At 59.6% G+C, this 13142-nt stretch carries 12 protein-coding genes and 1 riboswitch; of the genes, 6 read left to right on the forward strand and 6 right to left on the reverse strand.

Going from position 1 to position 13142, the window contains the following annotated elements; all coding sequences use genetic code 11:
- Positions 1–4 precede the first annotated feature (4 nt).
- Positions 5–994, reverse strand: coding sequence for a GTP 3',8-cyclase MoaA (moaA, locus tag OHJ17_RS17355; protein WP_002895665.1), 990 nt, complete (start codon positions 992–994; stop codon positions 5–7).
- Positions 982–1120, reverse strand: a riboswitch (molybdenum cofactor riboswitch). It overlaps the preceding gene by 13 nt.
- A 208-nt stretch (positions 1121–1328) precedes the next feature.
- Between moaA and yvcK the strand changes: the two genes are divergently transcribed.
- The 4 genes from yvcK to pmrB all read left to right on the forward strand — a co-directional run bounded on the left by yvcK (position 1329) and on the right by pmrB (position 5751).
- Entirely contained in the window at positions 1329–2234 is a 906-nt protein-coding gene (gene yvcK / locus OHJ17_RS17360; RefSeq protein WP_004142092.1) for a uridine diphosphate-N-acetylglucosamine-binding protein YvcK, read from the forward strand.
- 104 nt (positions 2235–2338) lie between these two features.
- Positions 2339–3979, forward strand: coding sequence for a phosphoethanolamine transferase EptA (gene eptA, locus OHJ17_RS17365; RefSeq protein WP_032432825.1), 1641 nt, complete (start codon positions 2339–2341; stop codon positions 3977–3979).
- Positions 3979–4650 carry a two-component system response regulator PmrA gene (gene pmrA, locus OHJ17_RS17370; protein ID WP_002895659.1) on the forward strand — a complete coding sequence of 224 codons (672 nt, stop codon included), beginning with the start codon at positions 3979–3981 and terminating at the stop codon, positions 4648–4650. The genes eptA and pmrA overlap by 1 nt, the downstream gene beginning before the upstream one ends.
- Before the next feature lie 3 nt (positions 4651–4653).
- Positions 4654–5751 (forward strand): two-component system sensor histidine kinase PmrB, encoded by a 1098-nt coding sequence (gene pmrB / locus OHJ17_RS17375; protein WP_002895658.1) that lies wholly within the window; start codon positions 4654–4656, stop codon positions 5749–5751.
- A 248-nt stretch (positions 5752–5999) separates the two neighbouring features.
- On the opposite strand, the gene uvrB is transcribed toward pmrB, so the two are convergent.
- Complete coding sequence (gene uvrB / locus OHJ17_RS17380) at positions 6000–8021, reverse strand: excinuclease ABC subunit UvrB (protein ID WP_002895655.1); 2022 nt, start codon at positions 8019–8021, stop codon at positions 6000–6002.
- A 411-nt stretch (positions 8022–8432) separates the two neighbouring features.
- On the opposite strand from uvrB, the gene OHJ17_RS17385 reads away from it, so the two are divergent.
- Together OHJ17_RS17385 and OHJ17_RS17390 are read left to right on the forward strand one after the other, a co-directional pair.
- Positions 8433–8645, forward strand: a complete 213-nt coding sequence (locus OHJ17_RS17385) for a hypothetical protein (RefSeq protein ID WP_032432824.1) — start codon at positions 8433–8435, stop codon at positions 8643–8645.
- Between the two features lie 86 nt (positions 8646–8731).
- The gene (locus OHJ17_RS17390; RefSeq protein WP_004152853.1) at positions 8732–9454 is read left to right on the forward strand and encodes an ABC transporter ATP-binding protein; all 723 of its coding nucleotides are present in this window, start codon (positions 8732–8734) and stop codon (positions 9452–9454) included.
- On the opposite strand, the gene bioD is transcribed toward OHJ17_RS17390, so the two are convergent.
- The 4 genes from bioD to bioB are packed head-to-tail and all read right to left on the reverse strand — an operon-like array spanning position 9396 to position 13044.
- A complete protein-coding gene (gene bioD / locus OHJ17_RS17395) occupies positions 9396–10118 on the reverse strand; it encodes a dethiobiotin synthase (protein WP_002895648.1) in 723 nt (240 codons plus the stop codon). The two genes, OHJ17_RS17390 and bioD, sit on opposite strands and share 59 nt — an antisense overlap.
- On the reverse strand, positions 10111–10866 hold the full coding sequence (bioC, locus tag OHJ17_RS17400; RefSeq protein WP_004142100.1) for a malonyl-ACP O-methyltransferase BioC: 756 nt from the start codon (positions 10864–10866) through the stop codon (positions 10111–10113). The genes bioD and bioC overlap by 8 nt, the downstream gene beginning before the upstream one ends.
- Positions 10850–12007 (reverse strand): 8-amino-7-oxononanoate synthase, encoded by a 1158-nt coding sequence (gene bioF, locus OHJ17_RS17405; RefSeq protein ID WP_004191244.1) that lies wholly within the window; start codon positions 12005–12007, stop codon positions 10850–10852. The genes bioC and bioF overlap by 17 nt, the downstream gene beginning before the upstream one ends.
- Positions 12004–13044 carry a biotin synthase BioB gene (bioB, locus tag OHJ17_RS17410; RefSeq protein WP_002895580.1) on the reverse strand — a complete coding sequence of 347 codons (1041 nt, stop codon included), beginning with the start codon at positions 13042–13044 and terminating at the stop codon, positions 12004–12006. The genes bioF and bioB overlap by 4 nt, the downstream gene beginning before the upstream one ends.
- Between the last annotated feature and the right edge of the window lie 98 nt (positions 13045–13142).

Below are 13142 nucleotides of genomic sequence, written 5' to 3' on the forward strand. Positions count from 1 at the left end.
ACGATTAACCGCCAATATAGGACAGGTTCTGCGTAATACCGGTGTTGCCCTGATGCAGGAAATGGGTCTGCTTTTTATGGGTTAAGGCTTCGGCGATCCGCGCCTCCAGCGCGGCCTGCTGCTGGTCTTCGGCCATCAGGTCGCGCAGGTCGACGCCGCCTTCGCCAAACAGGCACAGGTGCAGTTTGCCAACGGACGAGACGCGCAGCCGATTGCAGGTGGCGCAGAAGTCTTTTTCATACGGCATGATGAGGCCGATCTCGCCGGCGTAGTCCGGGTGACAAAAGACCTGCGCCGGGCCATCGCTGCGCTGGCGGATCTGATGGATCCAGCCGCGGCGCAGCAGTTCATCGCGCAGCACCATGCCGGAGAGATGGTGACGGCGGAACAGGTCGCTGCCTTCACCGGTTTCCATCAGCTCAATAAAGCGCAGCTGGATACGGCGGGGTTGGATCCACGCGAGGAAGGTATCGAGCTGGTGATGGTTAACATCACGCATCAGCACGGTATTCACCTTTACCTTGTCAAAGCCGGCGGCGAAGGCGGCGTCAATGCCGTCCATCACCTGGTGGAACTTATCCTGGCCGGTGATGGCATGGAACTGGCGGGCGTCGAGGCTATCAACGCTGACGTTAATCGCCGTCAGGCCGGCATCGCGCCAGCGTTCGACATCGCGCGCCAGGCGGTAACCGTTGGTAGTGACCGCAATCTGACGGATCGCCGGGTTTTCACGCACGGCGGCAATAATCTCGGTGAAGTCGCGGCGCAGGGAGGGTTCCCCACCGGTGAGGCGAACTTTTTCGGTGCCCAGCGCGGAGAAAGCGCGCGTAACCCGGCGTACTTCGTCTACGCTGAGAAAGCCATTGTTATTGACGGCGCCGGGTTTGTAACCGTTCGGCAGGCAGTAGGTGCAACGGAAGTTGCACACATCGGTAATCGACAGACGCAGGTAATAAAACTTACGCGCGAATGCATCGGTAAGCTGTGAGGCCATATACACCTTTCCAAATACGGGAGACGCGGTCATTTCTTTCCACGCCCTGGCGACAACCGGCGGCGTCGCGGCCAAATCGCCATATCTTTTGACACAGGCGAAGAGGCTAGAGTGTTAACAGGTTATGTCGATAGTAGCGCGTTACAGGCAGTTTCGCCATTGGCGATTTCGCTATATAATTTTATACATATCGCTATCTTCGTGCATTTTCGCTACAGAATAGCCATAAATCATTTTTTTGCCTTGATGTCGGTCAGTTTGTCGGGCTCCTCCCATCGTCTTTTAGGGGTAGATCGGGTAGTGTGTGGCCGTTTATGTGAAATAAGGAATTTCTATGCGCAATCGTACATTCGCTGACCTCGATCGGGTGGTAGCGCTCGGCGGCGGGCATGGTTTGGGCCGGGTGATGTCCTCCCTCTCCTCGCTCGGTTCACGGCTGACCGGCATTGTCACCACCACCGATAACGGGGGTTCCACCGGGCGGATCCGTCGTTCGGAAGGTGGCATTGCCTGGGGCGATATGCGCAATTGCATCAACCAGTTAATTGCCGAGCCGAGCGTAGCGTCGGCGATGTTTGAGTATCGTTTTGGCGGTAACGGCGAGCTTTCCGGACATAACCTCGGAAATTTGATGTTAAAGGCGCTGGATCACCTGAGCGTGCGGCCGTTAGAGGCGATCAATTTGATCAGAAACCTGCTGAAAGTGGACGCTTTCCTGATCCCGATGTCAGAACAACCGGTGGATTTGATGGCGCTCGATCATGAAGGCCATGAAGTTTATGGCGAAGTGAATATTGATCAGCTTGATAATGTGCCGCAGGAGCTGATGCTCACCCCGCCGGTACCGGCCACCCGCGAGGCGGTGGAGGCTATCGCCGAAGCCGATTTGATCCTCATTGGGCCGGGCAGTTTTTACACCAGCCTGCTGCCGATCCTGTTGCTCGACGAGATGGCCCAGGCGTTGCGCCGCACCCCGGCGCCGATGGTTTTTATCGATAACCTCGGCAAAGAGCATAGCCCGGCCGCGAGGCTGTCGCTGGCGGAGCGCATCGCGATTATGGAGCGCTATGTAGGCAAGCGGGTGGTGGATGCGGTGATCGCCGGTCCAAAAGCCGATATCAGCGGCATCGACGACCGGTTGGTGATCCAGACGCCGCTGGAGGCCAGCGACGTTCCCTATCGTCATGACCGGGCGCTGCTCCGCGGGGCGCTGGAGAAAGCGATCCAGCTGCCGGGCTGATCCTGCGCGCCGGAAGCGGCCCACTTCGGCGCACCTTAAAATCTTAAGGTTGTCTTAAAATAGGGCTGGCACTATACCCTCATCTTTTTCTGTGGGTGTGCATTATGTCGTTATTGCCTCTGCGTCGGCCGGTGGTCAGCCGCACGACTTATCTGATTCTCTTTGCTTGCTATATCGGTATCTTTCTCAACCTGGCTTTTTATCGCCAGGTTTTCCCGTTACTGCCGGTAAATAGCCTGCATAACTGGCTGTTATTTCTCAGTATGCCGATCGTGGCCATTAGCGTGATGAATATCCTCACCACTCTCGCCTCGTTCCTGAAGCTGGACCGGCTGGTGATTAGCCTGTTCATTCTGCTCAGCGCCTCGGCGCAATATTTCATCTGGAACTTTGGCGTGGTGATCGACCGCAGCATGATCACCAATATCCTCGACACCACTCCGGCGGAAAGCTTTGCTCTACTCTCCGGCGAAATGATTGCCGTCCTCGGCCTTTCCGGGGTTTTGCCGGTATTCGTCGCCTGGTGGGTGAAAATCCGTAAGCCCGCCACGCGGTGGCGCGGCGCGGCGATGCGCCTGCTCAATATCGCCGTTTCGGCGCTGCTGATTATTCTGGTGGCCGCGCTGTTCTACAAAGATTACGCCTCGGTGTTCCGTAACAACAAAGAGCTGGTGAAATCCCTGAGCCCTTCCAACAGCATTGTGGCCGTGAACTCCTGGTATGCTCATCATCGGATGGACAACCTGCCGCTGGTGAAGATTGGCGAAGATGCCACGCAGAAAGCGGTGATGCATAACGCTCCCCGTAAGAACCTGACGATCGTCGTGCTCGGCGAGACTTCGCGAGCGGATAACTTCTCACTGGGCGGCTATTCGCGCGACACCAACCCGCTGATGCGGCAGGACGGCGTGATCTATTTTCCGCATACCACTTCCTGCGGCACGGCAACCGCAGTTTCCGTGCCGTGCATGTTCTCCAATATGCCGCGCGCGCATTATGACGAAGAGCTGGCGCACCATCAGGAAGGCGTCCTGGATATTCTACAGCGCGCAGGGATCCAGGTACTGTGGAACGATAACGACGGCGGCTGCAAAGGCGCCTGCGACCGGGTACCACACCAGAACGTCACCGACTTGAAGCTCACCGGGCAGTGCATCGATGGCGAGTGCTACGATGACGTCCTGTTCCATAATCTCGACAGCTATATCGATAACCTGCAACAGGATGGCATTATTGTGCTGCATACCATCGGCAGCCACGGTCCGACGTACTACAATCGCTATCCAGCGGCGTTTCGCAAATTCACGCCGACCTGCGACACCAATGAGATCCAGGGCTGTACCCGGGAGCAGTTGACCAATACCTATGACAACACCATCCTTTATGTCGACTATGTCGTTGATAAAGCGATAAAACTACTGCAATCTAAACAGGATAAATTTACCACTAGCCTGGTTTATTTGTCCGACCACGGCGAATCGCTGGGAGAAGATGGCGTCTATTTGCATGGTCTACCGTATTCCATCGCGCCGGATACGCAGAAACATGTGCCGATGGCGCTGTGGCTCTCCGCCGACTACCAGCAGCGCTACGGCATTTCCGCGCACTGTCTGCAGCAGCGGGCGCAAAAAGAGAATTACTCGCAGGATAATCTGTTCTCCACCCTGCTCGGCCTGCTCGGCGTCAGCACCCGCGAGTACCAGGCGGCAGATGATATCTTAACGCCATGTAGAGAGGCTGGTTGATGAAAATCTTAGTCATTGAAGACGATGCGCTGCTGTTGCAGGGGTTAATTCTGGCGATGCAAAGTGAAGGATACGTGTGCGACGGCGTCTCCACCGCGCACGAAGCCGCGCTATCGCTGGCCAGCAATCATTACAGCCTGATCGTGCTGGATCTCGGCCTGCCGGATGAAGACGGGCTGCATTTTCTCTCCCGCATGCGGCGGGAGAAAATGACCCAGCCGGTGCTGATCCTCACCGCCCGCGATACGCTTGAGGATCGCATTAGCGGTCTCGATACCGGGGCGGATGACTACCTGGTAAAACCCTTTGCCCTGGAGGAACTCAATGCGCGCATTCGCGCCCTGCTCCGCCGGCATAACAACCAGGGCGATAATGAAATCAGCGTCGGCAATCTGCGCCTTAACGTCACTCGCCGCCTGGTGTGGCTGGGTGAAACGGCGCTGGATCTTACGCCGAAAGAGTATGCCCTGCTGTCGCGGCTGATGATGAAAGCCGGTAGCCCGGTGCATCGCGAGATCCTCTACAACGACATTTACAGCTGGGACAACGAGCCGGCGACCAATACCCTGGAAGTGCATATTCACAACCTACGCGAAAAGATTGGCAAATCGCGGATCCGCACCGTCCGGGGCTTTGGCTATATGCTGGCTAACAACATCGACACGGAATAGACCATGGCTCTGTTTGCAACTGAAACCTGGACCATGCGCCACCGGCTGCTGCTGACCATCGGCGCCATCCTGGTGGTCTGCCAGCTGATAAGCGTCTTCTGGCTATGGCATGAGAGCAAAGAGCAGATCCAGCTGCTGGTGGCCAGCGCCATCGAAGGGCACAACAACCAGAAACATGTGGAGCATGAGGTACGGGAAGCGGTTGCCAGCCTGCTGGTGCCGAGCCTGCTGATCGTTGGCCTGGCGCTGTATATCAGCATGCTGGCGGTGCGCAAGATCACCCGCCCGCTTTCACGACTGCAAAGCGAACTGGAGAACCGCACGCCGGACAACCTCACTCCTATCGTACTCAGCGAATCGGTGCCCGAAGTCACGGCGGTGACCACCGCCCTGAATCAGTTGGTTTCCCGCCTCAATCTGACCCTCGACCGCGAGCGGCTGTTTACCGCCGACGTGGCGCATGAGCTACGCACCCCGCTGGCCGGGCTGCGGCTGCACCTTGAGCTGCTGGCGAAAGTGCATGGCATGGGCGTCGACCCGCTGATCCAGCGTCTCGATCAGATGACCACCAGCATTTCCCAGCTGCTGCAGCTGGCGCGCGTCGGCCAGTCCTTCTCCGCCGGCAGCTACCAGCAGGTGCTGTTGCTGGATGACGTGGTAAAACCGCTGCAGGACGAACTGGAGGCTATGCTGGCGCAGCGTCAGCAGCGGCTGCTGCTGACGGATATCGAAAACGAGGCCGTCGTCTCTGGCGATGCGACGTTAATCGGCGTGATCCTGCGCAATCTGGTGGAGAATGCTCACCGCTACAGCCCTGAAGGGTCGACGATCCGCGTGTCGGTGAAAGCGGGCCTGATGCCGGTGATGGCGGTGGAAGATGAAGGGCCGGGGATCGATGAGGCGAAAAGCGGCGAACTCAGTAAAGCCTTCGTGCGCATGGACAGTCGCTACGGCGGCATTGGCCTCGGACTGAGCATCGTCACGCGCATCGCTCAGCTGCATGACGCCCAGTTTTTTTTGCATAACCGACAGCCAGGGCCAGGGGTCCGCGCGTGGGTGCTATTCCCGCAGCGCGGGGGTCAGAACGTCAGCACCCATTGATGGAAGAAGGCAACAATAATGACCAGGGCGGTGGCGACCGCCAGATATTCACGGAAGTTAATTTTTTGCATGGGCGCTATCCTCATCAGGTTGAAGATAGTGTCGCCTGGCGAGATTAAGCAAACATTAAGAAGGCCGCAACGCGGCCTTTTTTCTTCTCAAATGTTTGTTATCTGGCAAGCAGGACGATAAGAGAAGCGCGCCTTCACTATACCCCGCACGTCCACTCCGCCAGTCTGCGCCCAGAATCAGGAGGCGGCGATAAACAGCTCGCGCAGCTGATGCAGCTGGTCGCGTATTTGCGCCGCCTCCTCAAACTCGAGGTTCTGCGCGTGCTGCATCATCTGCCCTTCCAGCTCGTGGATTTTCTGCTGCAGCGCTTTTGGCGTCATATCCACAGCGCTAAGCCCGGCAGGCTCAACGGCCTTCGCTTTACCGCGCCCTTTGGCTTTGGTTTTCGCCAGGCCCTGGCCCAGCTGCAGGATATCCACCACTTTCTTATTGAGCCCCTGCGGCACGATGCCGTGCTCTTCGTTGTAGCGCTGCTGTTTCTCCCGTCGACGCTCGGTCTCGCCAATGGCTTTGGCCATGGAGGGGGTGATCTTATCGCCGTAGAGGATGGCCTTGCCGTTGACGTTGCGCGCCGCGCGGCCGATGGTCTGGATCAGCGAGCGTTCAGAACGCAGGAAGCCCTCTTTATCCGCATCCAGGATCGCCACCAACGACACCTCAGGCATATCCAGCCCCTCACGCAGCAGGTTGATCCCCACCAGCACGTCAAACTCGCCAAGACGCAGGTCGCGGATGATTTCCATGCGCTCGACGGTGTCGATATCCGAGTGCAGATAGCGCACGCGCTCGCCGTGCTCCTCAAGGTACTCGGTTAAGTCCTCCGCCATCCGCTTGGTGAGAGTGGTGACCAGCACGCGCTCGTTGATGGCCGTGCGCAGGCGGATCTCTGACAGCAGATCGTCGACCTGGGTCGCCACCGGGCGCACTTCGATGATTGGGTCAAGCAGACCGGTCGGCCGCACCACCTGATCCACAACCTCGCCGCCGGATTTATCCAGCTCATAGGCGCCCGGGGTCGCCGACACATAGATGGTTTGCGGCGCCAGCGCTTCGAATTCTTCAAACTTCATCGGCCGGTTATCCAGCGCCGACGGCAGGCGGAAACCGTATTCCACCAGCGTCTCTTTGCGCGCCCGGTCGCCCCGGTACATACCGCCGATCTGCGGCACCGTGACGTGGGATTCGTCAATCACCAGCAGGCCATCCGCCGGCAGATAATCGAACAGGGTCGGCGGCGGCTCGCCGGGCCCGCGCCCGGAGAGAAAGCGCGAGTAGTTTTCAATGCCCGAGCAGTAACCCAGCTCGTTCATCATTTCGAGGTCAAACTGGGTACGCTGGGTTAAGCGCTGCTCTTCCAGCAGCTTGTTGTTGGCCAGCAGCACCTTGCGCCGCTCCGCCAGCTCCAGCTTGATCTCTTCCATCGCCTGGACGATGCGCTCCCGCGGCGTCACGTAGTGGGTCTTGGGATAAATGGTATAGCGCGGCACCGTCCCTTCGACGTGGCCGGTGAGCGGGTCGAACAGCGACAGACGCTCGACCTCTTCGTCAAACAGCTCAATGCGCAGGGCGATATCGTCGGATTCCGCCGGGAAGACGTCGATCACCTCGCCGCGCACGCGAAAAGTGCCGCGCTGGAAGGCCTGATCGTTGCGGGTATACTGCAGTTCGGCCAGACGACGCAGGATCGCCCGCTGGTCAATCAGCATACCGACCGTCAGATGCAACATCATTTTCAGATACAGGTCCGGGTCGCCGAGGCCGTAGATCGCCGAGACTGACGCCACCACCACTACGTCGCGCCGCTCGAGCAGCGCTTTGGTGGCCGACAGACGCATCTGCTCAATATGTTCGTTAACCGAGGCGTCCTTCTCAATGAAGGTATCTGAACTGGGAACGTAGGCTTCCGGCTGATAGTAATCGTAGTAGGAGACGAAATACTCGACGGCATTCTCCGGAAAAAACTCTTTCATCTCGCCGTAGAGCTGAGCCGCCAGGGTTTTGTTTGGCGCCAGCACCATCGTCGGCCGCTGCAGGTCGGCAATCACGTTGGCGATGGTAAAGGTTTTACCGGAGCCGGTAACCCCCAGTAGCGTCTGATGCGCAAGCCCATCCTCCAGCCCCTCTTCCAGGCGGCGGATGGCTTCCGGTTGGTCTCCGGAGGGGCGAAAGGCGGAATGCAGTACAAACGATTTACTCATCAATCAGAACCTGAAAAAAGAATTAGCGGCCGGTGTTTAATTCTACCCCCCGGGCCGTTTTTTGCCAATAAATTATACTGGATATTTAAACAGTGCGTACTTATGATAACGCCACAAAAGGGTCTTATTGGCCGGCAAGCTGGGTGCAAAACGCGCGTCAGACGGAATAATCCTCCGGCCGCCAGGGTTATCCCCAGAAAATTTTACCTTTTAACATTTGTCAAGCGGACGGATTAAACTTTTATGGCAGCAGATGACGCTTTTCTTACACCCATTGATTTTATCTAACAAGCTGATATTTAAGATCTTTAAAGAAAAGACGCCTTTCGCGCCAATTCAGCCGCAAGCCGCGTACGCTCTAGCTTGCCGCAGGTTTTCTAACTCTAATACACAAGGTTATCCACAGGAATAGTGGATAACTGTCCGCAGCCCAAGACCACCGCCGCCCGGCGCCTGTCGCCTTTTGCGGTCAACCGCGGGGCGAAAAATTTTTATCGAACTATTTTTGATAACTATCCGCTTAAAGCCGCTCGATTTTTGCTGCTTTTTGCACCACCCTTTAGCGTCGGGCACCGGAAAAGTGCAGCCCCGGCGCTGACGAGGCCCGATGGTATCGGCGTTTAGCGCTTTTTTCCGAGCGTTCTTTTTCCTGGCAAGAGTTTTGCAGCATCTTTCTGTCGCCCTGACGCCAGGATAAGGAGAAAACGTCCATGTTGAATTTACAGGCAGTAAATCACTTTTACGGCAACCAGCATTCGCTGTGGAATGTCGATCTTGTACTACGCCCGGGAGAGTGCATTGGCGTACTGGGACGCGAGGGCATGGGAAAAACCACCCTGGTTAACTGCATTGCTGGCCACCTGCCGGTGGCTAGCGGCCGGATGACCTGGCATGACATTGGCGCCCCGCCGCAGGATCTCACCCCCCTGTCCGCTCAATCGCGCAGCGCCATTGGTATCGGCTACGTGCCACAAGATAAACGCATTTTTTCCCAACTCAGCGTGGAAGAGAACCTGCACATCGCCCTGGCGGCCGGGAAACCCGGGGCTAACGCCAGCGGCGGCGAGATTTATGAGCATTTTCCCGAGCTCTATGCCCTACGGCAGCGCAAAGGCGCCTCGCTGAGCGACGACGATCAGTACCAGCTGGCGCTGGCCAGGGCGCTGATCGTCCAGCCGCGGCTGCTGATCCTTGATGAACCCTCGCGCGGCAGAGGGCCGCGCTGCCTGCAAAAGCTGGCGGATCTGCTGTTGCGGTTAAATCGCGATATCGGCCTGACGGTGCTGCTCGCCGAGCAGCACCTGCCCTTTATCCGCCGGGTGGCGGATCGCTTCTGTGTCTTGCACCGGGGCCGTAACGTCGCCGAAGGTGATATTATGGCGCTGGATGAGCCGCTGCTGGCGCAGTGGATAACGCCGGATCCAGCGCCCTGAGGTCCAGATACTGGCCGAGATCGTCGCGCTGCGCGATATCGGCAAGCCACGGTATTTCGCCGAGGAACGGCGCGGCCAGTCGGTTTTTCAGCGTCGCCAGATATTCGGCGTGGCGCTTGCCCGGCGGCTGTACGTCATTGGCGATCCACCCCGCCAGCGGTAGTCCCGCCTGGCGTACCGCCTGAGCGGTAAGCATTGCGTGGTTGATACAGCCGAGCTTAACGCCCACCACCAGAATGACCGGCAGCTGTTCCGCCTGCGCCCAGTCGGCGAAGGTCAGGGAATCCGAGAGCGGCGTAAACCAGCCGCCGGCGCCTTCCACCAACACCCAGTCGGCGAGACCTTCCAGCTCACGCAGCCCGCTGGAGAGCCTGGCCGCGGCGATCGGCCGCCCCTCGTCGGCGCTGATGATGTGCGGGGAGGTCGGCTCGGCGAAGGTATAGGGATTCACCTGGTCGTAACGCAACGCGACCCGACTATGACGCTGCAGCGCCAGCGCATCTTCATTACGCAGCCCATCGCCGGTAAGCTCGCTACCGGAGGCCACCGGCTTATAGCCGGCAGTGTGAAAACCCAGCAGATTAGCCGCCTGCAGCAGGGCGCTGCTGGCGATGGTTTTACCGACTTCAGTATCGGTCCCGGTGACAAAAAAACGTTTAGTCACGCTCAATGACTCCTGTAAAAAGAGAATACGTCAGCGGGCAGATGCCCTGCCGCTGCGGCCAGGCCAGCTGCAGCTCGCGCAGTTTGCCGCGGCCAAGCGGGGCGGCGGTCCGCCCCTGGTGCAAATGGGTGGCGCCGATGCCCTTCAGCGAGCGCATAGCGCTCAGCGCATCGGCGAACGGCAGGCTAATCTGATGAACCTCGCCGGTCGCGCGCAGGCCGCTAAGCGCCGCGCGCACCGCCGCTTCGCTAAGGAAACGGTTGGCATGCGGCCGGTCGTCGATGGCCTGCCACGCCTGATTGAGCTCCGGCAGCGAGTCGGCGAGCAGCGTGCTAAACGCCACTCTGCCGCCGGGACGCGCCACCCGGTACAGCTCGCCAATTGCCGCCCGTAGATCGTCGCACCACTGCACCGCCAGATTGCTCCACGCCAGATCGACGCAGGCGTCCGGCAGCGGCAGCGCCTCAATATCCCCCAACAGATAATGCTGCGCGGCGTCGTTACGCTGCGCCTGGGCGAGCATCCCGGCGGAGAGATCCAGCGCGGTCACCACGCTGCCCGCCTCACGCCAATAGCGACTCATACTGCCGGGGCCGCAGCCGGCATCCAGCACCTGCGCAAAATCGCGGCGCGCCAGCTGGCGCAGCAGTAGATCGGCGCAGCGCCGCTGCAGTTCATCATGTTGCGTATAGCCGCTGGCCGCCCGGCCAAACGCCGCGGCCACCGCCTGCTTATTCACTGTGGCCATGCAGCACCTCCAGTAAACGGTTAATGTCTTCAGCATGATGGGCGGCTGTCAGGGTCAGGCGCAAACGCGCACTGCCGACCGGCACCGTCGGTGGACGGATCGCCGTTGCCCAGCAGCCCGCGTCGCGTAGACGGCAGGCCAGGTTCAGCGCCCGGGCGTTGTCGCCGACGATCAGCGGCTGGATCGCGCTGACGGAGTCGGTCAACCCCAGCGACACCTCGCCCATCCCCTCACGGAACTGACGGATGCGGGCGGCCAGGATGTCGCGACGCTGCTGCCCTTCATCGCTGCGAATGATCCCCAGGGCAGCGCTCAGCGCCACCGCCTGGGCGGGCGGCATCGCGGTGCTGTAGATCAGATGACGGGCAAACTGCAGCAGATAATCGGCCATTGCTTCGTCGCACAGCACCGCCGCGCCGCTGACGCCGAAGGCCTTGCCGAAGGTAACCACCAGCAGCTCAGGGCGCACCGCCTGCGCGGCGCAGCTCCCGCGTCCTTCGTCGCCGACCACGCCAACACCGTGGGCGTCATCCACCAGCAACACTGCCCCTGCGGCCTGCGTCGCGGCGTGAATGGCCGCCAGCGGCGCGCTGTCGCCGTCCATGCTGAAAATGCCTTCAGTGACCGCCAACTGTTCGCCCGCCAGCGGCTTAGCCAGCAGTTGCGCGAGCTGCTGCGGATCGTTGTGGGTAAAGCGCCGCAGCTGGGCCGGGCTGAGGCTCGCCGCCTCCAGCAGAGAGGCGTGGCTCAGACGGTCGGCGACAATCCGATCGTCTTTCTCCACCAGGGCGGCGATCAGCGCCTGATTCGCGGCAAAGCCGGAGATAAACAGCAATGCGCGCGGATAGCCCAGCCAGTCGGCGAGCGCCTCTTCCAGCGCGCGGTGGGCTTCGCTATAGCCGCTCACGTGGCCAGAGCCGCCGGCGCCGACGCCATAGCGCGTGGCCCCCTGTTGCCAGGCGGCGATAATCGCCGGATGCTGACTCAGGCCCAGATAGTCATTGCTGGAGAAGTTAAGCCAGCGCTCCCCTTCCCGCTCCAGCCAGCGCCCGGCGCCGTGCGTCACCGGCAGGCGGCGGCGAAAAGCTTCCGCCGCCCGCCGCTCGTCCAGCGCCCGATCGATTCGCTCCTGCCAGCTCATAGCGCCGCCGCGTTGTAATATTCCTCAGTGTCCGGGGTGAGTAAGGCCTGCTCCAGACGCTGCTGCTGCTCATTGTCGCCTTCCAGCACCGCCGTCTGCTGCGGGTTGATCCCCAGCTTGCGGAACAGCTGCAGGTCTTTGTCCTCTTCCGGGTTCGGCGTGGTCAGCAGCTTGCAGCCGTAGAAAATCGAGTTCGCCCCGGCCATAAAGCACATCGCCTGGGTCTGCTCGTTCATCTGCTCGCGGCCGGCGGAGAGACGCACGTAGGAGGTGGGCATCATGATGCGCGCGATGGCGATAGTGCGGATGAAATCGAAAGCGTCGACGTCGTCGTTATCCGCCAGCGGCGTGCCCTTGACCTTCACCAACATGTTGATTGGTACGCTCTCCGGCGGCGTCGGCAGATTAGCCAGTTGCAGCAGCAGTCCGGCGCGATCTTTTACGCTCTCTCCCAGCCCGACGATACCGCCGGAGCAGACTTTGATCCCAGCATCACGCACTTTGTCCAGCGTATCCAGGCGCTCCTGGTAGGTGCGGGTGGTGATGATGTTGCCGTAAAATTCCGGCGAGGTATCAAGGTTGTGGTTGTAGTAATCGAGGCCCGCTTCGGCCAGGCGCTGCGCCTGACTGTCGGTCAGGGTGCCGAGCGTCATACAGGACTCCAGCCCCAGCGCCTTCACCCCTTTCACCATCTGCTCCAGGTAAGGCATATCGCGGTCATTGGGGTTTTTCCACGCCGCGCCCATGCAGAAGCGGGTGGAGCCGGCGTTTTTCGCCTGGCGCGCTGATTCCAGCACCTGCTCAACCTCCATCAGGCGCTCGGCTTCGAGGCCGGTTTTGTAGCGTGCGCTCTGCGGGCAATATTTACAATCTTCCGGGCAGGCGCCGGTTTTGATCGACAGCAGGGTGCTGACCTGCACCTGGCGCGGATCAAAGTGTTGACGATGGATTTGCTGCGCTTCGAATAGCAGATCGATCAGCGGTTTATTAAATAATTCCGTTACTTGCGACATTGTCCAGCGAGGTTGGTGAGCCATTTTCCTCTCCAAAAGGTCGTACACTTCCTATTTCACACAGCCTCTTTGTTGGCGGCACTCGCGCCTCCCAGTCACATAGTGAACTATGCTCCTGGGGA

This window comes from Klebsiella sp. KP20-425-1, assembly GCF_025813515.1.
Taxonomy (GTDB): Bacteria; Pseudomonadota; Gammaproteobacteria; order Enterobacterales; family Enterobacteriaceae; genus Klebsiella; species Klebsiella pneumoniae.

Excerpts from the sequence above, each read along its gene's own strand:
- bioF (WP_004191244.1), bottom strand. The coding sequence starts at position 12,007 with ATGAGCTGGCAGGAGCGAATCGATCGGGCGCTGGACGAGCGGCGGGCG.
- bioB (WP_002895580.1), bottom strand. The coding sequence starts at position 13,044 with ATGGCTCACCAACCTCGCTGGACAATGTCGCAAGTAACGGAATTATTT.
- pmrB (WP_002895658.1), top strand. The coding sequence starts at position 4,654 with ATGGCTCTGTTTGCAACTGAAACCTGGACCATGCGCCACCGGCTGCTG.
- eptA (WP_032432825.1), top strand. The coding sequence starts at position 2,339 with ATGTCGTTATTGCCTCTGCGTCGGCCGGTGGTCAGCCGCACGACTTAT.
- OHJ17_RS17390 (WP_004152853.1), top strand. The coding sequence starts at position 8,732 with ATGTTGAATTTACAGGCAGTAAATCACTTTTACGGCAACCAGCATTCG.
- moaA (WP_002895665.1), bottom strand. The coding sequence starts at position 994 with ATGGCCTCACAGCTTACCGATGCATTCGCGCGTAAGTTTTATTACCTG.
- yvcK (WP_004142092.1), top strand. The coding sequence starts at position 1,329 with ATGCGCAATCGTACATTCGCTGACCTCGATCGGGTGGTAGCGCTCGGC.
- uvrB (WP_002895655.1), bottom strand. The coding sequence starts at position 8,021 with ATGAGTAAATCGTTTGTACTGCATTCCGCCTTTCGCCCCTCCGGAGAC.
- pmrA (WP_002895659.1), top strand. The coding sequence starts at position 3,979 with ATGAAAATCTTAGTCATTGAAGACGATGCGCTGCTGTTGCAGGGGTTA.
- bioC (WP_004142100.1), bottom strand. The coding sequence starts at position 10,866 with ATGGCCACAGTGAATAAGCAGGCGGTGGCCGCGGCGTTTGGCCGGGCG.